The following is a 21584-nucleotide window of genomic DNA, read 5'->3' on the forward strand; positions in this document are numbered from 1 at the left end:
TGCATTTCTCAGAATCAAGTATTAGCAAAAATACGATCATTCTTTTTGTTCACAAAGATTAAATTGCATTAATCAATTAAATATATCGGCCTACTTCAAATCAATTTTTATAAATTGGTATCATTGTAAGTGCGTATTAGCTGGCTATAATTAATACAGACTAATTATCTGAATGCAAATAGTTTTATTGATAAATTAATTATGTGTTGCCCGAAATCCTTGGTAGGAAGAATTTCTAAATTGTGTCTACGTCATTTTCACTTATATATCTGATATAAGAATCCGGTTTGATTCCTGAATTTACTTGCGTGGCTAGGGAATAGGGAACAGGAAACAAGGGATAGATCCCACCGAGTCTTGTTCAAAAATCAAATAGTATTCCTATATATAGACAATTGGATTTGACGTTCTTCCTTAAAAGATAAATAGACCTCTTCCATAAATCAAAAATAAAGAATCCCACCCCGCATTTGAGTAAAGCAAACTCTCCCCTCCCCTTGATAAGGGGCTAGGGTGTACACACAAGTCGAAAAAAGTTCGATTTCCCATTGTTCTCTCGTTCCCATGCTCTGCATGGGAATGGCTGACTAGAGGCTCCGCCTCCAGTCAAGACATTGAGCCAGAGACTCAATGAATGCATTCCCAGGCAGCAGCCCAGGAACGAGTAAAGCCTTATCAACTTAGGTTTTTAGGATTTGTGTGTACACCGTAGCCTTGATAAGGGGAGGGGTATTAGGGACTTTTGCAAGAGGTCTAATGTATTAAATTAAATCGGCTAAAGGTAATATTTGCAAAATGCCGTTGAGATGGTAGGGTAAGAATTAAAGTTAATAATCAAAAAAATGGAAGTATTCCCGCAGACATATTTTTAAAAAATCAATATTTAACATTAGTTATTATGTTGATAATAGGGTTTAAAGAGCTAGATGCTGCAATTTTTAACAGATGGGGAAAAAAGATGAAAAGTTTGAGATACATTTTGATGGTGGTTGTATTATTCGCAAGTTTAGTATTTGCTGAACCTTCGTTAGCCGATCGCCCACAATATAGCAAAAATCCTGATTACATAACGCTGATTCAAGAATTGAATAATTTAAAAACTGCGGAAAAAACTCAAACTCAATTAGAAGGTTATACACCAGAGCAAATCGACCGGAAAATCAACGAATTAGAGTTACAACAATATGCTTTTGAGTCAGGAATCGACTGGGGTCAGTGCAGTAATCAAACAGGAAAGACTCTAGCTATCTACGGTCCAGAACCAAATATTGAGGATGACGAATATTCCGAGGGGGCTGCACTGTATTTTCTAGGGAATGGTCAGACAACTAAAGATAGATGGAATTGCAAGGGAGTTTATCTACCAAATGACGCTAAAGCCCTTACTTTGGGAATAGACGAACAAGGGCAAGAATCGCCAGGTGGTTTTGTGATTAAGGTTCCCAATGGAACTAACTTAGTTTTAAAGACAAATCCAGATACAGGGGTGATTGAATTCAATCAAGCTGGTACTAAAATCTTGAAAACCGGCGAAGTGAATTGGTTTATCCCAAACGTATCGCAAGAAATTGTAGATGCACAAGTTACCAATGCACCTACTAATAAAGCGTAGAAGAGATATATAGGAATTAAACTCATTGAAAATCAATGAAACGCTGACACTGTATTCATTTTTAATTCCGCCTTGTGGTACTAGTCTGTTAAGTTTAAATTGATGGATAAGCAATTTTGTAGTCAGGACTTGAGTGCTTAGAAAATAAAGACTAAAGTCCTGACTACAAACCTTTAAAACTAACTTGACAAAGTACTACATACATAATGTTAATCTTCAGTTATCAACTTTCTTTCTTCAGGAAGTAAGGTAGTTTCATCTTCAGGGCGATCGCCATCTACAGATTGGGTTTTAGTTGTATACGGTTTGATAATGAGACTGACACCAGTTGTCCAACCGAATGCAACCATCCAACCCGCGAGAATATCACTGGGAAAGTGAACCCCCAAATAAAGACGACACCACGCAATAGCTATTACATATAAGCTGCCGAATATGAGAACCAACCAGCGCCAGGAGCTAGCCCAAGTTAAGAATAACAAAATTGCTACTAGAGTTATACTGGTCATGGCATGAGCGCTGGGAAATGCAAAACTAGACTCAGGTGCAATAGACTGCCACAATTGTGGACGCACTCGATGCATTAATTCCTTAGCGGCGCGGTTGATGATAATGCTTCCCACTGAGGCGGTGAGTAAATAAGCTAGCGATCGCCAGCGTTTTTGAAGTAGTAAGATAAGTGCGATCGCACCCAAAATCGGTATCGCCGTCCAAGGCAACCCAATTATAGCCAGCGTCACTGCTAAAACATCTAACTGTGGGTTGGCTGTAGAATGAACTGCTAACAGAATCGGCACATCCCACGGTAAGCCTGCTTGATTCTCCCATATCTTCACTGTCAGGATTTCAAAGACCTGCAAAGGTAAATATACTCCGATCAAGAGGAGTAATAGCGATCGCCAACGAGCAATCAACAGGTTTTTCAGAAAAGAAAGAGGTGACTGACTTTCTTGATTGGCTATTTTCACTTTTTCCATATTTTAAGTTAAAAGTTTACTTGATACCTAAACAACCAAATTTTTAGCAATTTATTGCTGGCTCAATTTCTGAATTTCACCATCCCAAGCTCCGCCTGGGAACGAGGGAAAACCAAAACCATTGAAGATCCCGATAAATTGGGGGACTTTGAGAAGTTTTTGCCCCCCCTTTTTGAAGCTATGGTGTACACACAAGTCTTATAACCTAGCCCCACAAAGTTTTGATCCCCCCTAACCCCCCTTAAAAAAGGTGGGGAAAAGAATCAAAGTCCCCCAATTTATCGAGGGATTTAGGGGGATCAAGCCAGATTTTGCACTTAGCACAAAGATGTGTGTACACCGTAGCCCCTACAAGGGAAGGGGTTGGGGGTTATGAAAAGAGTGGCAAAGGGCGCATAGCTAGCTGTGCGCCCCTACTGAAAATCTATTTAGCCGCGAAGTAGGCTTCTAGTGCCTCAGAACCACCAATTAATTTACCATCGATAAACACTTGGGGAACTGTTGTCGCACCTGTAACCGCTCGTAAAGAGCGTGTGGTGATATCCTTACCCAAGGTAATTTCTTCGTAGTTAATGCCATGCTCCTTGAGCATCGCCTTAGCACGCGCACAGAAGGGACAACCAACTTTTGCAAACAGGGAAACTAGTTCGGGCTTCACTGCTTGGGGGTTGATGTATCTGAGCATTGTCTCAGCATCGGACACCTTAAAGGGATCTCCTGGCTCCTCTGGCTCAATAAACATCTGGTTAATTACACCATCTTTCACCAGCATAGAATAGCGCCACGATCGCTTGCCAAACCCCAAGTCTGATTTATCTACCAGCAGACCCATGCCTTCAGTAAATTCACCATTACCATCGGGAATTAGTGTAACATTTTCTGCTTCTTGATCCTTTGCCCACTCGTTCATCACAAAGGTATCATTGACAGAAATACAGATAATGTCATCGACACCATTTTCTTTGAAAACCGGAGCCAACTCGTTGTATCCAGGAAGATGGGTTGATGAACAAGTGGGAGTATAAGCACCTGGCAAAGAGAAGACAACCACTGTCTTATTAGCAAATAGCTCATCGGTTGTCACATCCGCCCACTCGTTGTTATTACGAGTATGAAAAGTGACGTTGGGAACTCTTTGTCCTTGGCGATTGGGCAACATAATTTTGCTTCCTGAAGTAATCAATTCCAGTCATAACCTATCATGGAAGAACTGGTACAATGTAACTATCAATCAGCTAAAAAACTTCATTAATAAAGGTCGCGATCGCTGCGACAAATTTGGCAGTTGATTCATAAGGTAAAACATTACGCCCATTTATTTTTATACCTCGACCTTGAGGCAAACAGGCTAAGTAGTGAGCCAAACGTTCATCGGGGTTTTCTTTTTTATTGTCTTGGCTAATACTTGATGCAGTTTCCCCCATAACCGCTAATGTTGGTTGCTGAATGGAGGCAATAAAACTAGTATAATCATCTCGCCAAAACCCTGCTAAAAAAGAAAACACCGCATGGCGACTAGCAGGGTTTTCTGCACCTGCAACTAATGTATTCAACCACTCTACATCCACAGCATTCTCAGAAGCAAAGAGTTGACGAATCGAGAAAGAACGTAAAAATTTTGGGGTGCGTGCATAGCGATAAAAAGCACTGCCAAAAGGCGAATCTAATACATTCCAAAGGAATTTTTCTTGCCATTCTGGTGATTTCTTTGTCATCAAAGCCCACGTTGGAGGCCCTGAGAGTACAAGTCTAGAAATTAAGTTTGATTCCTTTTGAACTAATGCGAGCGCAACTGGTAATAAAGCACCTTGTACAACTACAATCACAGGCTTTTGTACTACTGTTTGTAAAAAGTACTGTAACTGTTCTGCCCAATCATTAGGAGTATAAGCCAGATGAGGCATATCACTCTCGCCACATCCTAATAAATCAGGGTTGTAAATGGAGTTACGCTGACCTTGATTATACCATTCACGACAAAATCGTTGCCAAAATTGCCGCGACAATCCCACGCCAATGGGGTGAATTAAAAGTAAGGGAACGCCCTCAGATGTTGCATTAATTGGTTGATGAACTTCGTAAGCACAACGATAATTCTGCCAACTGTAAAACTGGCTAGGAGATGCTGTCAAATTGTTCGTGTTAGCTACAGCAGATGGTTGCATAATTCCTAGTTTTTAATCCGTGCTAAAAAATCATCTGTGGATGAATCAACTTGTATCCAGCCTCTTTGAGCTTTTCATTGGATACCCAAGCATTATATGGGCGAGTATTCTTGATAGAAGTATCCCATTTTACTTTGGGTAAATTATGTTTTTCAAATAAGCTATCTAGCAAGTCTCGGCTGGTGAGATGTGCATCATCTACTAGATTGTAAATCCCTTGCAAACGATGGTGACGGGCAAATTCTATCGCCGCAACAATATCATCTAGATGAATCCAATTTGTGATATCCTCACCATTCCCCGGACGGGTTTCACCAGAATATCTACTAAATATTTTCACCAGTTCCCTGCCAGTTCCATAAATCCCTCCTAAGCGGAAGATACAAACGCGGAGATTTTCGTTAGATGCTGATAGCAACACATCCTCTGTTTTTCGGAGAATTTGTGCATTTAAATTAGCGGGTGCAAGGGGTGTTTCTTCATCTACCCATACACCATTTCTATCACCATACACGGCATAACTACCTGTGTATATTAATTGTTTTACACTCTTAATCTGCTGCAACGATGAAACTAAAGCTTGGGCAGTTTGTAGATAAGTTTCTTCATAAACTTCTCCACCTTTTGCACCAACACTCAAAAGTACAACATCTTGATTGTGTAAAACTGATTTTAGACTATCTAGGTCATTACCGCAGGTAACTAAAACTCGTTGGGATACTGATTCGAGTGCAGGGACACGCTCAGGGGAAGTTGTGGTTACACTGACAGCAAAATTCATCTTTTGGTGCCAATATTGAGCGACTTTATAACCAACATAACCACAACCAATAATTGCAACGTTCATGACAAATTAGATACAAATAAATTAAACTACTCATTGAGACAATGTTCTCAATTAAGAAACTGGAGGTAAATAAATTTAACAGCCCCAAGCAAGCTAACAGCCAATAGTTAATAGTACAGAAAATTTTACCTAATGACTAATGACCAATAACTATTTTGCCAATTCTTTCTCAATTGTGTCAATTATCTCTGGTGAATTTGGCTGGACACTACTATTGAATCTAGCTACCACTTCACCTTGTTTATTAACTAAAAATTTTTCAAAGTTCCAAGCAACAGTTCCCGTTGGCTCAACGGCTTTGGTAAGTCGCTCATAAAGTGGGTGTTGTTGTGAGCCTTTGGCATGAACTTTATCGAATAGTTCAAAGGTAACACTATATTTACTCGTGCAGAATTGGACAATTTCTTCATTGCTTCCTGGTTCCTGCGCTCCAAAATCGTTACAAGGAAACCCCAAAATACGTAATCCTGCTTCCCCATACTTCTGGTTCAACTTTTCTAACCCCTCATATTGAGAAGTATAACCGCAGTAGGAAGCCACATTCACAATTAAAAGTACCTTCCCGATATAGTCGTTTAATTGCTTATCTTCACCGTTGATAGTTTTGACTGCAATATCCAAAATTGTGTTATTCATCTTAAATCTGATTTATAAGGAATATTACCAAGTCTCCCATATTACAGGTACTCTAAACCCAGTTTATTTAAGGAAATTAGCTTTCTTAGCCTTTAAGATAGCGATCGCCTCTGAGTATACACTTACCTGCGTGATAACTCATCTATAAATAAGTCGAGTAATGCTCTATCTTCGGATAGCTCTTGGAAATCTGCGTTGCTTTTGATCTAATTTTTTCTAGCAGAGATGAATTAACGCACCTTTAAAGTAACAAGCAATTAACTTTTCGTATAAAAATTTAATAATATTCATAATTGCCCGATCCTGATATCGGAAAATACTTAGCTATAAGGAATATAGTTGTTTGATATATTGCATTACAGCAGTTTTCATGTATTTGAACCACAGATGTCGTAGGGGCACAGCATGCTGTGCCCCTACCCCGTGGTCTATTTACCTGAAAATAGCTGTAATATCTATGCTTCATAGGAGAATTCAACAAAATGTGTTCATTAATACACTTTTTTAGCTTGAGTAAATAGAAAATCAGTCAAATTTATCTGTTAGGTGGTGGCGATCGCCTCCGGCGAGCGGGTACGCCATCGCAGCCTTTTTAGTGTTCTTCATGAACGCTGGTTTTTGGATGTGATAAATCGGCAGAATGCTTGCGAGTATTGACCGAATAATGTCACGATGAGTCCGCGTGATCTGAATAAAAACTTAGTTTCAGCAAAACTTCTCTTATCGTGTGAAAATTTTATGGTTAAAGGCTTGAGAGTTAGTATCCTGCTATTGGCAGTTCTAGGAAATCTGGCCTGGTCATTTAGTGCCAAGGCAAATTTTAACGGCAAACTCACCGTGGAAATTGATGGCTTGAAGAATAAACAAGGACAAGTGTGTGCCAGTATATTTGGTAGCAGTGAAGGATTTCCTGGCGATCGCGATCGCGTCTTACAAAAGCAGTGTACCAAGATTACTGACATTCCCTTAACCATCACCTTTGAGAACTTGAAAGCAGGTAGTTACGCCGTTGCTGTGTTCCACGATCGAAATAATGACCGCATTCTCAATACCAATATTTTGGGTATCCCAAAGGAAGGCTTTGGATTTTCCAGAAACCCAGAAGTCCGCACCAGAGCGCCCAAATTTGGCGAAGCAGCTTTTTTGGTCGCAGGCCCAGACACGGATATCCAAATCCAGTTGAAATATTTTTAGGCTGACAGCAGACTCAAACTTGGTGAAATACACAACTAGACATCAAAGCCAGATATAAATGTGACTTTACTCATAACTCTGACAATTTTAGATTTGGGATTTTAGATTGAATCAAAAATCTAAAATCCCAAATGGAATCAATTCTGCTCTATTTGCGAATCGTCGTGTGGATCTTCTGGTAGAGTTTGTTGTTCCGGCAACCCACGCATTCGATTCATCTGAGTTAAAGCATATCGTGCTGTTGCTTGAACTTCGGCATCTGGGTCTTCTAGTGCGTGGAGTAACATTTGACTCATTTGACCCATCATATCATAAACACGCGTCAGGTCGCGGATTGCATTTTGCCGCACTTGTGGACTTTCATCTTGGATTGAAATTGCTAAAGCACGGTGCATCGGTTTGAGTGTGCGGGTGCCAATTTCTGCCAAAGCTGCCAAAATTAAACTGCTTTCTTGAGAATCAGCATCAATCATCAGCTCAACCAGATGCTGAATTGCCCGCGAATCTCCCTGCTGACCCAAATCCCAAATAGCCTTGCGCCGCTTTATGGGGTCAGAACTGTGTAAGTCTTGAATTAGTTCTTCAACGATATTGAGTTTAGCAAGACGGGAAGTTTTTTCTGGTAGCAGCAATTGTGTGGCGAGTGGTGGCGTAGCTGTTTGTGGATTAGTTGCTGCCTCTGGCAAGGCTAGTCTAATCGGCTCTTTGTTAGCTTCAATCAAAGTTTCATTATCTAATATTTCGGACTTTTTAACTTGTTTGACCTGACGAAACCACCTCAACAGGTACAAAAGTGCGCCAATACTTCCTAGAACTCCAATGGTAAATATTAACCACCAGACAAAACTTTTCTCGGTTGGCTTGGGTTTTGCAGTTGGTTTAGAAGTCGGAGCCGGATGTCTGACTATTGGAGAGGTGACTATTGGAGAGGTGACAATCTGATTTTTATTTTTGGCAGCCACAGCTGCTTGCAGTCTCTGCCTAGTGGTCAGACCTGCAAGGCCATCTACTTTTAAACCTTTTGCTTTCTGGAATTTAGCTACAGCAACTTCCGTACTGACGTTGTACTGTCCATCTATCACGCCACTGTAGTATCCCAACTGCTTTAATTGGGTTTGTAGCTTTTGCACATCTGATTTTCGACTACCATATCTCAAAACAGCCGGACTAGTATTAACTCTCGAACTAGCTTGTGCAAGTTCTAAAATTTCAGGTGCTAGCTTAGGTGTGGCTACGCTTGAGCGATTTGGGTAAAAACCCACGCAATAAAAACAGGTAAATATCAGAATTGAGGAACGGCATAGCCTCATATTGCAACTTTCAGCCTGAACGTTCTTTTAAAGTCTTCAATACCACAATAACTTCTAGACTACCAAATGTTAACTGTCATTTTTCAATTGGGCACTTGTACTGAGCGTACCCCTTCCCTACGGGACGCTACGCGAACGGGGAAGCAAGCTACGCGTAGCGTCTCGTAGAGAAGCCGAAGTATTGGGCATTGGGTGTTCTCTCTCATCTCCCCAGTCTTTTTATCGAACAGAATTCAGGAGTCAGGTGGTCACTGAGTTTAGCCTGAGCGTAGCCGAAGGGCGTAGTCGAAGTGAGCCAGAATTCAGAATGAATTCTGGCCAAAAAAGCGGATGATTGATTCTGACTTCTAAATTCTTCTTCAATCAATTTTGAATTGATTTCTCCCGTTTAACTAAATTAGGGTAAAATTTCTGGTTCAGATTCTCTGACCGCTATGCTGATGGAGTTGAATTTTTTAGCAGATACTTCTAAAACTGGTTGCTGTATATTAGCTATTTCGCCGACAGTAATTGTGTCGTTTTCTCCTGCTAAAGTATCACGTTGGTTAATGAGATAAATGCTGATTAAAGTCAGAAATACTCCTACCCACTGCAACGGATTAAGGACTTCTGAGAGGAAGAGATTGCCGAATAGTAGGGCAAATACGGGTGTGAGGAAGGTGAGGGAACTAAGACTCGTGAGACTGCCACTAGAGGCAAAGTAGAAAAATAATCCGTAGGCGATCGCACTGCCAAATACGGTAGCATAACCCAAAGCCACTAAATCAGATCCTCCCAGATTCTCCCACTGCTGGGATTCGACAACTGACGAAATTCCCCATAGTGGCAATCCGCCCAAAATCATGTGCCATCCTGTAGCTGTTACTGGGTCAGCATGTCGGCACACAAACCGAATCAACACTGTTCCCACTGCCATTGATAGCGCGGCTAACAGCATCAACCATTCTCCACTAGCAAACAAATCTTGCCAGTTGCCAATTGTGATATTTGCGCCTGAATCAAGAATTTGAAAAATCCACTCATCAGGTAAGCCAATTAAACTAATACCTGTGACACCCAAGCCTAGCCCCAGCCATCCCCAAAAACCAATGTGTTCTTGGAATAGCCACAACGACAGCAAGGCCACAGCCAAGGGTTGTGAGTCAATCATCACAGACCCTAACCCCGCACTGGTTTTGACTAATCCCTCTGCCAAAAAGCCTTGAAACAGCGTTCCATCTATTAGAGCAAATAAGGCAATCCACAGCCATGCAGCCCAACCCTTGGGCTGAGGTTTACCCATGAATGCTGCTGCAATCAGAATTAACACCCCTGCTGGTATCAAACGCACACCCGCCATGAATAGCGGTGTGGTATGGGGTATCACTCCTTTCATAGCTACCATTGCTGTCCCCCATAGGAAAAAGGGGGCAATTAACAGCATAGGGGCGAAGGGAAGTTGAGATGCACTGAGTTTCAGTTGCATGGGTTTGCTGATGCCTTTGTTTAACAAGCGCAAAAATTGCTTTACACAATTTTACCGAATTATGTAGTTTTGCGATCGCGTTGCGTGGATTTAGGGGGATTTAAAGTTTTGCTACTTTCAAACATCCTCTCAGGATAGAGGAGAGCTTTGCTGATAATATCTTTATCTTTGCTGGCTATCTCCCAAAATGAGAAGACTCGCTATCAGTGACGCACATCGCCAAAATAAACCTAGATTAAAGATTTTGCTAATGGCTGTTGATTTTGTAGTTTTCAGGCTGACAAGTGGGAATTTTAGGAAAAGGGCAAACTCCCCAAAACCGAATAGACATAGGAGTGAAAAAGAATTGTAGAGACGTAGCACTGCTACGTCAAAACAAGGGTTCTGGGTAACGCATATTTAATTTCTGGACAGGTCTATTCAGCATAATAGCCACCACTTGAGGTTTCGAGCAAGGAATGAAAATTAGTCAAAAATTAATTTCGGGTATTCTCGGAATGGCTACTCTCTCAGCAAGTATTGGTGCGATTAGTGCCCATCAACAGTTGAATATAGCTAAGTATCTTGCTCAAAAAGAGGCTGAAGAAGTTGCTGGACTACTGGGATATTTCGTCAGTCATGAGCTTGAAAACCACCAAATGCGATCGCATTTGCAAGAGCATGTTGAATCGCTACACAAACAACGTCAGCGTGATCTAGAGATTGTAGACCGCGATAAAATCATTCTGGCAGATGTAGTTCCCGAAGATATCGGTACGCGATTAGATCACGATCGCAATAATGAAGTTGGTAAAACTATTCACGATGGTATACCAAGAACATATATTGAGTCCAGTCTTGAGTACCCAAATGGGATTCAATTGATTGCTGTTGCTTTTAAGACTAGCAAAGGTGAAACAATTGGTGCGGTAATTTTGGAATATACACCACTTTATAAAGCAGCGCTAGCAAAAGCCCATAAAAATATTTTTGTCACGTCGGTTATTAGTTTAGGATGTGGGATATTTGTATTAACAGCAGGTTATCTGCTCTCCCTAAGCATCTCCAAACCGATTAAAAAACTCCAGCAAGCTGTGGTAAATCTAGCTGAAGGTAAGCTGGAAACCAGAGTTAGTATTCGCTCCCAGGATGAGATTGGCGAGTTAGCTACCTCCTTCAACAAAATGGCGGACGATCTGCAATATTCCCGAAATGGCTTAGTCACTATTAACGAACAATTACGAGACGAAATTGCCGAGCGCCAACTGGCAGAAGCAGAACTTCAGGAAGCTCTGAAAGACCTGAAAAAAGCCCAAATCCAATTAATTCAATCGGAAAAAATGTCGAGTCTGGGTCAACTAGTGGCGGGAGTTGCCCATGAAATTAACAATCCGGTTAATTTTATCTACGGCAACCTCCAACACACTGATGATTACACTCAACAACTGCTGCTGTTAATTAAGCTTTATCAAAATCATTATCCTAATCCAGAGCCAGAAATTAAAAATGCTAACGAAGAAGCGGATATTGAATACCTAATAGAAGATTTGCCTAAGATGTTAACCTCAATGAAGATGGGGGCTAAACGCATCCGTGAAATTGTTCTCAGTCTCCGAATCTTCTCTCGGTTGGATGAAGCTGAGTTTAAAACGGCTGATCTCCATGAAGGAATCGACAGTACCCTGTTAATTTTGCAACACCGAATTAAGGTACAAAATAATCGCCCTGAGATTAAAGTGATCAAAGAATATGGTGAAATACCTCAAATACAGTGTTTTGCAGGGCAACTAAATCAGGTATTTATGAACCTCTTGGCAAATGCAATTGATGCTTTAGAAGATGCTTTTGAAAAAGAACTTTGTCCAAATCCCTTGATTCGCATTTCTTCTGAACAGGTAAATGACAATGCCATCATTCGGATTGCTGATAATGGAGCAGGAATTCCAGAAGAAATCCAGTCGCGTTTATTTGACCCTTTTTTCACAACGAAACCAGTTGGTAAGGGCACTGGTATGGGATTATCGATCAGTTACCAGATAATTACTGAAAAGCATGGTGGATCTTTGCAATGCATTTCATCACTGGGACAGGGTGCAGAGTTTGTAATTGCAATTCCGATTCGAGTAGTGAAATCACCACAATTATCAATCTGCGATCGCAATACCTATCGGTAAAAATCAGCGTAAGTGTTTTTCAGCCCCTAAGAGGTTGTTTGAAAAGTTTTTTTGTATACGCCTAACCCTTGGAGATCCCCCTAAATCCCCCTTCAAAAGGGGGACTTTGATTCTTCCCCCTTTTGAAGGGGGGTTAGGGGGATCAACAAGTGCCTAAAATCACAGCTAACTACTTTTCAAACACCCTCTAAGAGGATGTTTGAAAAGTGATGGCTGAGGTATCCAAAACTTTATCATTAAATCAAGGCTTAAAAACCTTTTCCAGATAACACGTGAAAAGTCAGTTTTTAAGGCTTGCTCCGGGGGATCTGGATACAAGCCTAGACTTTTCAAACATCCTTTAACTGGACTGTAGCGCTTTCGACCTATTTGTATAATTAGCAAAGTAAAGCAGGATGAGTTTTCTCCAGTGCAGAAAACTGAGCAATTAACCCTACTTTACCGAAATTTTATATAAGGATACCTAAGTTTTCCCGGCTTAGATATCCAATAGCAACATAACCTACATTAAATAGATTGTTATATCTATTCTAATTACTAGTTTTTATTTTTAAATGTTTCTTAGGACAGTTTATAAATTGATCCTTAAGTAGGATGCCAAAATTAGATAGAAGGTTTAGTGTGATTTGGAAAAGATATTGGGATAAGACTCTTATTCTATCTATAATACAATAGGGTATTTGTTGCAAATTAGACCTCCTTTAACAGTTACCAGATAAATACATCTAATTTTTACCTCAAGCTTTTATATTCAGCCTAACTTCTCAAGCTGATGAATTATCACCAGAATATACTTCTTGCATAAATCAAAAAATCCCCCTTCCGCGCTTCAATTAGTAGTATACGTAAACTACATTTGAAGAAAGGGGATTGTTTCGGTGAAATGTCACTCTTGTTAAACAAAACCCACTTCCCACTCCCTACTTGTCTAGAGTGAATACAAAGACTTAATCCACTCCCATTCCTGCGTCAAACCCTCTCTCAGGGAAACTTGCGGTTGATATCCCAGAATTTTCTGCGCTTTAGATACATCAGCCGCCGTGTGACGGGCGTCTCCCATTGCCTTTTCTATGTGGTTTCTTTTGATTGATTTCCCGACAATTTCTTCAATTGTATCCAAGACTTCTGCTAAAACTACCCTGCTACCGCCACCGATATTAAAGATTTCTCCCACTGCTTGGGGTGCGTTGGCGGCGGCTAAATTAGCGGCGACGATATCACTAACAAAGGTAAACTCCCGCGTTTGCTGACCATCGCCGTAAATAGGAATCGCCTCATCCTGTAAAATGGATCTAAAGAACTTATTAAATGCCATATCTGGGCGCTGTTTAGGGCCATAAACTGTGAAATAGCGCAATGTCACAGAGGGTACGCCAAAGTTTTTGTGATACAGTTCACACAAAAACTCTGCTGCTAGCTTCGTAATGCCGTAAGGAGAAACTGGTTGAGGACAAATTCCCTCGTGAGTAGGTAATGTTTCCGCATCACCATATATACTTGATGAAGAGGCAAACACTAACCTTTTCAGGTCTTTAGCATCCTTAGCTGCTTCTAGTAAAACTTGTGTAGCGTTAATATTTCGTTCTGTATAACCTCGAAAAGCTTTACCCCAACTTGCTCTAACACCTGCTTGGGCAGCTTGATGGTAAACTACATCAACATCTTTTAGGAGTTGCTGCCAATCTAAAAACTGCATATCTCCTTCAATTAAGGTAAAACCAGGTGACTGATGTAAGTGTGCAATATTCTTAAACTTTAACATCGGATCGTAGTAATCATTGAATTCATCAATCCCGATGACTTCTTTGCCTTGTTGCAGCAATGTTTCTACAAGATGAGAGCCAATAAAGCCGGCGGCTCCAGTAACAATAATTTTAGCCATGTTGCCTATTGTTTGATATTTTCATTAATCCCCATATTCACAGGTTAATACTTGTAATCAATGATCGTCATTACCTGAAGATGATTTTATTGCTCAATTATTTCAATGGTTCAGAAAATCATTATAAATACTTAAACATTGTGATTGTATTGCCAGCATCTCAGTATATATATTGAATATTGCTATTAATAATTGTAGTAATTCACCAAATTAGATTTTAAGAATAAATACAGTAAAAATTCAATAACGTGCAGCTTCACAGAGAATTGGTATCGGCCTTTTCAGTGATGAGGGGGCTTGCATAAGTGTGAGAATTGATGAAAAAATTGATCCGCGAGAGCCAAATAGGGAATTCTCGTTTCGCAAGGGACGCACAAGGAAATCAGTGAAAGTTTTAGTTGTAGGTAATGGCGGGCGGGAACACGCTCTAGCATGGAAACTGTTGCAATCTAAGCAAGTTGAGCAAGTTATCTGTGTACCAGGCAATGGGGGCACAGCAACTATGGAACGTTGCCAGAATTTGCCCCTAGCAGTAGATGATTTTGAGGGTATGAGCCGATATGCTCTCTTAAATGGCATAACTCTAGTAATAGTTGGGCCAGAAGTCCCCTTGGCGAAGGGAATTACAGACTACCTCCAAGATAAAGGATTGATGGTATTTGGCCCAGTTAGAGCCGGAGCGCAAATTGAAGCGAGTAAAGCTTGGGCAAAAGCCCTAATGCAAGAAGCCGGGATTCCGACGGCACGGGCTGCGGTATTTACGGAGGCAGTAGCAGCAAAATCTTACGTCAAATCTCAGGGAGCGCCAATAGTCATTAAAGCTGATGGCTTGGCGGCTGGTAAGGGTGTAACGGTGGCTGAAACACTTGAACAGGCAGAAAGTGCCGTTGATGCGATTTTTCAGGGACAATTTGGCAGTGCTGGTGAATTTGTCGTCATTGAAGAATGTTTGATTGGGCAGGAGGTGTCAGTTTTAGCATTGACGGATGGGTTAACAATTAGACCCTTGCTGCCAGCTCAAGACCACAAGCGGATTGGTGACGGCGATACGGGGGAAAATACTGGCGGGATGGGAGCATACAGCCCAGCACCCATCGCTACGCCGCAGTTAATGGCACGCATTCAAACAGAAGTGTTAGAAAGAGCGATCGCCACCTTACGAGCTAAAGGCATTGATTACCGAGGCGTACTGTATGCTGGGTTAATGATTGCACCCAATGGCGACTTTAAGGTTTTAGAATTTAACTGTCGCTTTGGCGATCCCGAAACCCAGGTTATTTTACCACTGTTAGAAACACCCCTAGAAGAGTTGCTTTTAGCCTGTGTACAACAGCGCTTAAGTGAATTGCCGCCCATTGCTTGGAAAGAGGGAGCATCTGCCACTGTGGTTGCAGCTTCCGGTGGTTATCCCGGAGAATATAAGAAAGGCCAGATTATTACTGGTATTGGCGAGGCAGAGGCCACAGGAGCAACTGTATTTCATGCAGGTACGAAATTAAACCAGCAACAAGAAGTAGTAACAGATGGGGGTCGAGTATTAAATGTGACTGGAATCGGAGAAAATTTTGAGCAAGCGATCGCCCAAGCTTATGCAGGTATCAAATATATTCAGTTTGATGGGATATATTACCGAAGAGATATCGGTCATAGAGTTAGGAGTTAGGAGTTAGGAGTTAGGAGTTTGGAGTTAGGAGTTAGGAGTTAGGAGTTTGGAGTTTGGAGTTATGCCCTATTCCCTATTCCCTATTCCCTAACATATTTGTCGAATTAACTGTTAATTTTTAAGTTGTTGGGCTTTATAACAAAGACTACTAACAACTTTATATTAAGATGCTAAGTCTGTTAAAAACAATTCGAGATGCGATCGCTAGTTGGTGGTCGGAGTTCACACTCCAGACTAAACTGCTGGCTGTGGCTACAATGGTAGTCTCATTGGTGATGAGTGGTCTGACCTTTTGGGCTGTGAATACAATTCAGCAGGACGCGCGGATGAATGACACCCGCTTTGGGCGTGATTTAGGGCTGCTGCTTGCTGCCAACGTTGCCCCCCTAGTGGCTGACAATAATCTGACTGAGGTTGCCCAATTTTCTCAACGCTTCTATAACAGCACCTCTAGTGTGCGTTACATGCTCTATGCTGATGAAACCGGGGAAATATTTTTTGGCATTCCTTTTTGGGAAGCCGAGGTAGAAAATTCCCTCACCATTAAACGGCGGATACAACTACCAGAAGATTATCCTGGTGATGGTGAAAAGCCGATGGTGCGGCAACATCTAACCCCAGATGGCATAGTCACCGATGTATTTATTCCCCTGATCGTCAATAAGAAATACTTAGGTGTATTAGCGATCGGTATCAACCCCAATCAGACTGCGATCATTTCCACCAATTTTACCCGCGATGTCACCATTGCCGTTTTCATCACGATTTGGGTAATGGTGATTTTAGCAGGAGTGATTAACGCCTTGACCATCACTAAGCCCATTAAAGAACTGCTGGTGGGGGTAAAGCAAATTGCTACTGGGAATTTCAAGCAGCGCATTAATTTACCTTTAGGGGGCGAACTAGGGGAGTTAATTTTAAGCTTTAATGAAATGGCAGAGCGATTAGAGCGCTACGAAGAACAGAATATTGAGGAATTGACCGCAGAAAAAGCCAAGCTAGAAACTTTAGTTTCCACCATCGCAGATGGGGCTGTGTTGATTGATAACAACATGCAGGTGATTTTAGTCAACCCGACAGCGCGGCGAATTTTTGGCTGGGAAACTACTGATGTAGTAGGCTGCAATGTATTACATCACTTGCCCTCATCGGTACAAATGGAAATCACCCGTCCCTTGTACCAAATGGCAGCAGGCGAATGTGAAAGCGCCGAATTCCGAATTTTTATTAACCAACCTATCCCACGGACGATCCGCATTCTCTTGACTACAGTACTCAACGTGCAAAGAGAAAGCATCAAAGGTATTGCCATTACTGTCCAAGATATTAGCCGTGAAGTCGAATTAAACGATGCAAAAAGTCAATTTATCAGCAACGTTTCTCACGAACTGCGAACGCCTCTATTCAACATCAAAACCTATATTGAAACCCTGCACGACTACGGCGAAGACTTAGCTTTACAAGAACGGCAAGAGTTTCTGCAAACAGTCAACCATGAAACCGATCGCCTAACCCGTCTAGTTAATGATGTTTTGGATTTGTCAAAACTTGAGTCTGGTCGCCAGTACAACTTTGATGGGGTAGATTTAGCCCAAGCGATCGAACAAACCCTGCGTACTTACCAACTCAATGCTAAAGATAAAGGTGTTGAACTTGTTCAAGAACTTGCTCTTAATTTGCCCCTGGTATTGGGTAATTATGATCTGTTAGTACAAGTCTTTGGCAACCTGATTGGTAATGCCCTTAAATTCACAAAAGCCGGTGGTAAAGTTGCAATCCGCGCCTATCAACTAGATTTTAAACCTAGTCACACCCAATCTTCTCCAGTGCGGATTGAAATTTCCGATACTGGAATTGGCATCGCCACAGAAGATCAACACTCAATTTTTGAACGCTTCTTCCGCGTAGAAAACCGAGTTCACACCCTAGAAGGGACGGGTTTAGGTTTATCGATTGTCAGAAATATCATCGACAGACATCATAGTAAAGTTTATCTAGTGAGTGAAGTTGGCATTGGCACCACTTTTTGGTTCGATTTAGCTGCCTTTGAAGAAAAAGCGCCACCGATACAAGTTGAACCGATTGCAGAAGCATCCAAAATCACCACAACTTGAAGGTTAGCGATCGGGCATATCTCGTTGCGATCTAATTTTGAGATGATTTGTTACGACAAATTTGATAGGAGCGCCTAACGTATCACTAGATAACATGGTGCGTTAGGCTAAAGCCGTAATCCACTCTATATCTATATTTCAAATTTAAACGTTTGCAGCTAACGTTGCTTGATTCATCAGAAACGCTTAAATATTTCTTGCAAATATATAACCAGTTGCAGCAAATGTTTAATGCTTTGCAACAAATACTCCTCCATATATAAGAAAGGTTTAAGTATTTCCTGCAAATATATAACCAGTTGCCACAAACGCTTAATGCTTTGCAACAAATACTCCTCCATCTATAAGAAAGGTTTAAGTATTTCCTGCAAATATATAACCAGTTGCCACAAACGTTTAATGCTTTGCAACAAATACTCCTCTATATATAAGAAACGTTTAAGTGATTGCAACAATTGTTCTAACGAATTTATAACCTAATTTGCTACCGGAAATTTTCAAATAATCTAAGTAAAATTAACTAAACTTTTGTGAATGTGATGTCTACGACGGGCTACGGCTACGCAATAGGGTTCGGATAATATCCCCCTTAAAAAGGCAGCAGAGGAGCGCTGAGTTGCAAAAAAATTGTAGGTTGGGTGGAGGCTTTGCCAAAGCCAACATCCTGATATATGTTGGGTTGCGCTCCGCTCCACCCAACCTACCTCTTATGAAATTCTGTACTAAGGAACAAGAATTAAATAACATACAATTTATTCCACGTTCCTAAGTTACCAGACTGAAGAACAAACAGACCAATAATAAACCCAAAATTAACAGCAAAGCCTGATTGCGTTTTACCCAAATTTTCACACTTACTGCAAAACTGTTAGTGTAACGCTGCTGTTGCAACTCTAACTTTGCCTCTTCAATATTTTGGTAGAGGGTACAGTCTTTGGCGTAGGGACGCTGGGGAAAATTGCAAGTATCATCAGCGTGATATGTGCAGGTGTCGCATAGATACCCGTCCCCAATAGCGCGGTGCAATGGAATACCGGGATGACCGTAAGCTTTGAGTGTTGTCCGACAATAAGGACAATTAATAGCTTGACTATCAACGAGTTGATGGCAGTGGGGACAAGATACAGTAGCCAAAACCTTTAGCGCAAATAGGTAAACACTTTGATTCTAGCCATTTACAAGGGTAATGGGAAAATAGCTCTCAGAAGTGGTGACTATATCAGCAAAAGTACTAATCTTATGATGATTCTTTATATTTTTATAAGTGATTTATATCACTCAGAATAATTAAGGCTATGGCATAATCTAGCAAACATGAGGTTTTGTCTTAAGTCCAATAATTATTGAGAGGTAGAAAATATTGCCTTTTAATCCTGAGCTGTGCCGTAACGAAAGTGAAGTTGAAAGCAAACTCATAGTGCAATATTTGCTACCGCAGCTAGGTTATACTCCTGACACCTGGCATCAAGAGGTTGCTGTTGGTAGCATCCGCTTGGATTTCTTAGCATTTGCCGCACAAGTGATTCCCTTTGTCTTAGATGCCAATTCGCCGTTGAGTGTCGTTATGGAGGCAAAGCATCCCAAGCAAAACTTAAATAATCATGTCCCCCGGCTCAGGCATTATTTAACCAGCTTGAATGTCAGATATGGATTGCTGACTAATGGCAAAGAAATCAGAATTTTTGAAAAAGTACAAGGCGATATTAAGCTATTATTTCAATGTTCCGGCAAAGAAGTTGAAACGAAATTAGAGAATATTAAACGTTTAATTGGTAGAGATAGTCTAAAAGAAGGACAGTTACTAGATAAACCAGTAGTTACAATAACTGAAAATAATTCAAATTTTGAAACAAAGAGGCAACATTCAATGAAGACAATTGCAATCTACCATAATAAAGGCGGCGTTGGTAAGACTACTGTTGCAGTCAACCTTGCAGCAGCATTGAGTAAAAAAGGTAAAAGAGTACTGTTAATTGATATAGATTCCCAGGCAAATACTACTTTTGCTACAGGATTAATCAAATTTCAATTCGATGAAGATGATGATTTACGAGATTCTAATATCTATCATTTGTTAGAATCAGGTGACTTTTACTTAATACCCGATGTTACCCGAAAATCACATTATTTCAACAATCCTGAATTAGATGTTATTCCTGCACATATTAATTTAATAGAAGGACAGTATAAACTTAATCAAATTGATGCTAGTAAGACTAGGTTAGTTACGAAATTAAAAAAAGTAGAGCAAGAATATGATGTTGTTATTATTGATACACCTCCATCCAGAGATTTATATGCTAAAGTTGCACTTGTTGCTGCTGATTACCTAATAATTCCTTCAGATTTAAAGCCATTTGCAAACCAAGGATTGTTAAGTGTCAAAAACTTTATTATAGAAGTTAATGAATTTAGAGAAATGATCGGAAAACCACACATTATATTAATGGGTATCCTGGCTTCAAAAATCTCTACTAATTCTAAATTTTTACAATATACTTTTCCTAAACAAAGGAGCGTGATTTCAGAACGTTACGATCTGCCTTTGATGGAAGCAGTAATTTATGATAGAACCGTACTATCCGACTGCATGAATAAGACTATAACAGTTGGAGATTTAGAATATCCTGATCCCAAATCTGTTGTTAAATATGTAGAAGAAGTAAAATCAGATGCTCAAAAATCTGCTATGGAATTTGAAATTTTAGCAGATGAAGTATTAATAGGAATAGGTTTAAATCAATGATGAATTTTTCTTTGGTAGATGTAAAAAGTATTACTTCTACTGAACTTCGATCGAATTTTTCAGAGGCTGATTTGGAAAACCTCGCAGACATAATTATAGAAACTGGAGGAATTATCAGACCATTAGTTGTGAAAATGACAGGAGTAGAGAGCTATACAGTAGTTGATGGGCATTTTGAATATTATGCTGCTGTCAGGGCACGAGAAAAAAATCCTCGGCAAGGTGAAATGGTTAATGCCTTTGTCATTGCCCCAAAATTAGAGAATTTAGTAGTAAAGCAAGTTGCATCTCTCAAAAAAATTGATTCTTCTACTAAACAAGTAACATCACAGCCTGAAACAACAAAATTAGAACCACGTCTGGCAAATTTAGAATTACGTCTTGAGAAGCAATTTAATGAGTTTAAGTCAGAATTTATACAAGAAAGACAGAGAATAGATAGTCAGTTCAAGCAACTTGAAAACCTTATTCCTCAAAAGGGTGAACAGAGTAATCCACTTAGTTTGTTGAACTCTTTGGATAAAGATGAGTTATCTAAAAAGTTACAACGCGCTAGAATTTCTGGGGCTGAAAAACTTGCCAAAGCTATAGAAGATGCCCGACATAAGAAGCCAAAGCAAGAGTTTGAAGATTATCGTGATGTAGTAAAATCTGTTAAAAACTTGGGTGATAAAACAATGTTGACTATTATTGATGAGTGGTTAAGAAGTTAGTAGTTAGCTAGTAGGTTTGGTTGAACGAAGTGAAACCCAAAAATTAACGCTTAATGTTGGGTTTCATTCCTCAACCCAACCTACACAGCTTTTCTAAATAACGTCAA

General features: G+C 40.4%; 16 protein-coding genes. 7 read left to right on the forward strand and 9 right to left on the reverse strand.

Features of this window, described 5'->3' with window-relative positions; all coding sequences use genetic code 11:
* Positions 1-958: 958 nt before the first annotated feature.
* Entirely contained in the window at positions 959-1612 is a 654-nt protein-coding gene (locus V7K50_RS11415) for a hypothetical protein (RefSeq protein WP_334960048.1), read from the forward strand.
* 209 nt (positions 1613-1821) lie between these two features.
* On the opposite strand, the gene V7K50_RS11420 is transcribed toward V7K50_RS11415, so the two are convergent.
* From V7K50_RS11420 to V7K50_RS11440, 5 genes are all read right to left on the reverse strand, one after another.
* Entirely contained in the window at positions 1822-2589 is a 768-nt protein-coding gene (locus tag V7K50_RS11420; protein WP_334960050.1) for a phosphatase PAP2 family protein, read from the reverse strand.
* 424 nt (positions 2590-3013) lie between these two features.
* Entirely contained in the window at positions 3014-3748 is a 735-nt protein-coding gene (locus tag V7K50_RS11425) for a redoxin family protein (protein WP_334960051.1), read from the reverse strand.
* Positions 3749-3824: 76 nt separating this feature from the next.
* Positions 3825-4754, reverse strand: coding sequence for an alpha/beta fold hydrolase (locus V7K50_RS11430; protein ID WP_334960053.1), 930 nt, complete (start codon positions 4752-4754; stop codon positions 3825-3827).
* A 22-nt stretch (positions 4755-4776) separates the two neighbouring features.
* The gene (locus V7K50_RS11435) at positions 4777-5601 is read right to left on the reverse strand and encodes an SDR family oxidoreductase (protein WP_334960055.1); all 825 of its coding nucleotides are present in this window, start codon (positions 5599-5601) and stop codon (positions 4777-4779) included.
* Positions 5602-5751: 150 nt separating this feature from the next.
* Positions 5752-6237 (reverse strand): glutathione peroxidase, encoded by a 486-nt coding sequence (locus V7K50_RS11440; protein WP_334960057.1) that lies wholly within the window; start codon positions 6235-6237, stop codon positions 5752-5754.
* 738 nt (positions 6238-6975) lie between these two features.
* On the opposite strand from V7K50_RS11440, the gene V7K50_RS11445 reads away from it, so the two are divergent.
* Positions 6976-7431 (forward strand): DUF2141 domain-containing protein, encoded by a 456-nt coding sequence (locus V7K50_RS11445; protein ID WP_334960059.1) that lies wholly within the window; start codon positions 6976-6978, stop codon positions 7429-7431.
* Positions 7432-7568: 137 nt separating this feature from the next.
* Here V7K50_RS11445 and V7K50_RS11450 read toward each other — a convergent pair whose 3' ends face one another.
* Positions 7569-8741, reverse strand: coding sequence for a peptidoglycan-binding protein (locus tag V7K50_RS11450; RefSeq protein ID WP_334960061.1), 1173 nt, complete (start codon positions 8739-8741; stop codon positions 7569-7571).
* 397 nt (positions 8742-9138) lie between these two features.
* Positions 9139-10206: a DMT family transporter gene (locus V7K50_RS11455; protein ID WP_334960063.1), complete on the reverse strand. Its 1068-nt coding sequence runs from the start codon at positions 10204-10206 to the stop codon at positions 9139-9141.
* Positions 10207-10664: 458 nt separating this feature from the next.
* Here V7K50_RS11455 and V7K50_RS11460 point away from each other — a divergent pair, with 458 nt between their 5' ends.
* Positions 10665-12359 (forward strand): ATP-binding protein, encoded by a 1695-nt coding sequence (locus tag V7K50_RS11460; protein WP_334960065.1) that lies wholly within the window; start codon positions 10665-10667, stop codon positions 12357-12359.
* Between the two features lie 928 nt (positions 12360-13287).
* On the opposite strand, the gene V7K50_RS11465 is transcribed toward V7K50_RS11460, so the two are convergent.
* Positions 13288-14241 (reverse strand): NAD-dependent epimerase/dehydratase family protein, encoded by a 954-nt coding sequence (locus V7K50_RS11465; RefSeq protein ID WP_334960067.1) that lies wholly within the window; start codon positions 14239-14241, stop codon positions 13288-13290.
* Positions 14242-14626: 385 nt separating this feature from the next.
* Between V7K50_RS11465 and purD the strand changes: the two genes are divergently transcribed.
* Both purD and nblS read left to right on the forward strand, forming a co-directional pair.
* Positions 14627-15904, forward strand: coding sequence for a phosphoribosylamine--glycine ligase (gene purD / locus V7K50_RS11470; protein WP_334960135.1), 1278 nt, complete (start codon positions 14627-14629; stop codon positions 15902-15904).
* 167 nt (positions 15905-16071) lie between these two features.
* Positions 16072-18018, forward strand: a complete 1947-nt coding sequence (nblS, locus tag V7K50_RS11475; RefSeq protein ID WP_334960069.1) for a two-component system sensor histidine kinase NblS — start codon at positions 16072-16074, stop codon at positions 18016-18018.
* 765 nt (positions 18019-18783) lie between these two features.
* Here the strand turns inward: nblS and V7K50_RS11480 are convergent.
* On the reverse strand, positions 18784-19152 hold the full coding sequence (locus tag V7K50_RS11480; protein WP_334960071.1) for a zinc ribbon domain-containing protein: 369 nt from the start codon (positions 19150-19152) through the stop codon (positions 18784-18786).
* Between the two features lie 226 nt (positions 19153-19378).
* On the opposite strand from V7K50_RS11480, the gene V7K50_RS11485 reads away from it, so the two are divergent.
* Entirely contained in the window at positions 19379-20764 is a 1386-nt protein-coding gene (locus V7K50_RS11485; protein ID WP_334960073.1) for a ParA family protein, read from the forward strand.
* Positions 20761-21477 carry a ParB/Srx family N-terminal domain-containing protein gene (locus tag V7K50_RS11490; protein WP_334960075.1) on the forward strand — a complete coding sequence of 239 codons (717 nt, stop codon included), beginning with the start codon at positions 20761-20763 and terminating at the stop codon, positions 21475-21477. The genes V7K50_RS11485 and V7K50_RS11490 overlap by 4 nt, the downstream gene beginning before the upstream one ends.
* Positions 21478-21584 lie beyond the last annotated feature (107 nt).

This window comes from Nostoc sp., from assembly GCF_036917135.1.
Taxonomy (GTDB): domain Bacteria; phylum Cyanobacteriota; class Cyanobacteriia; order Cyanobacteriales; family Nostocaceae; genus Nostoc.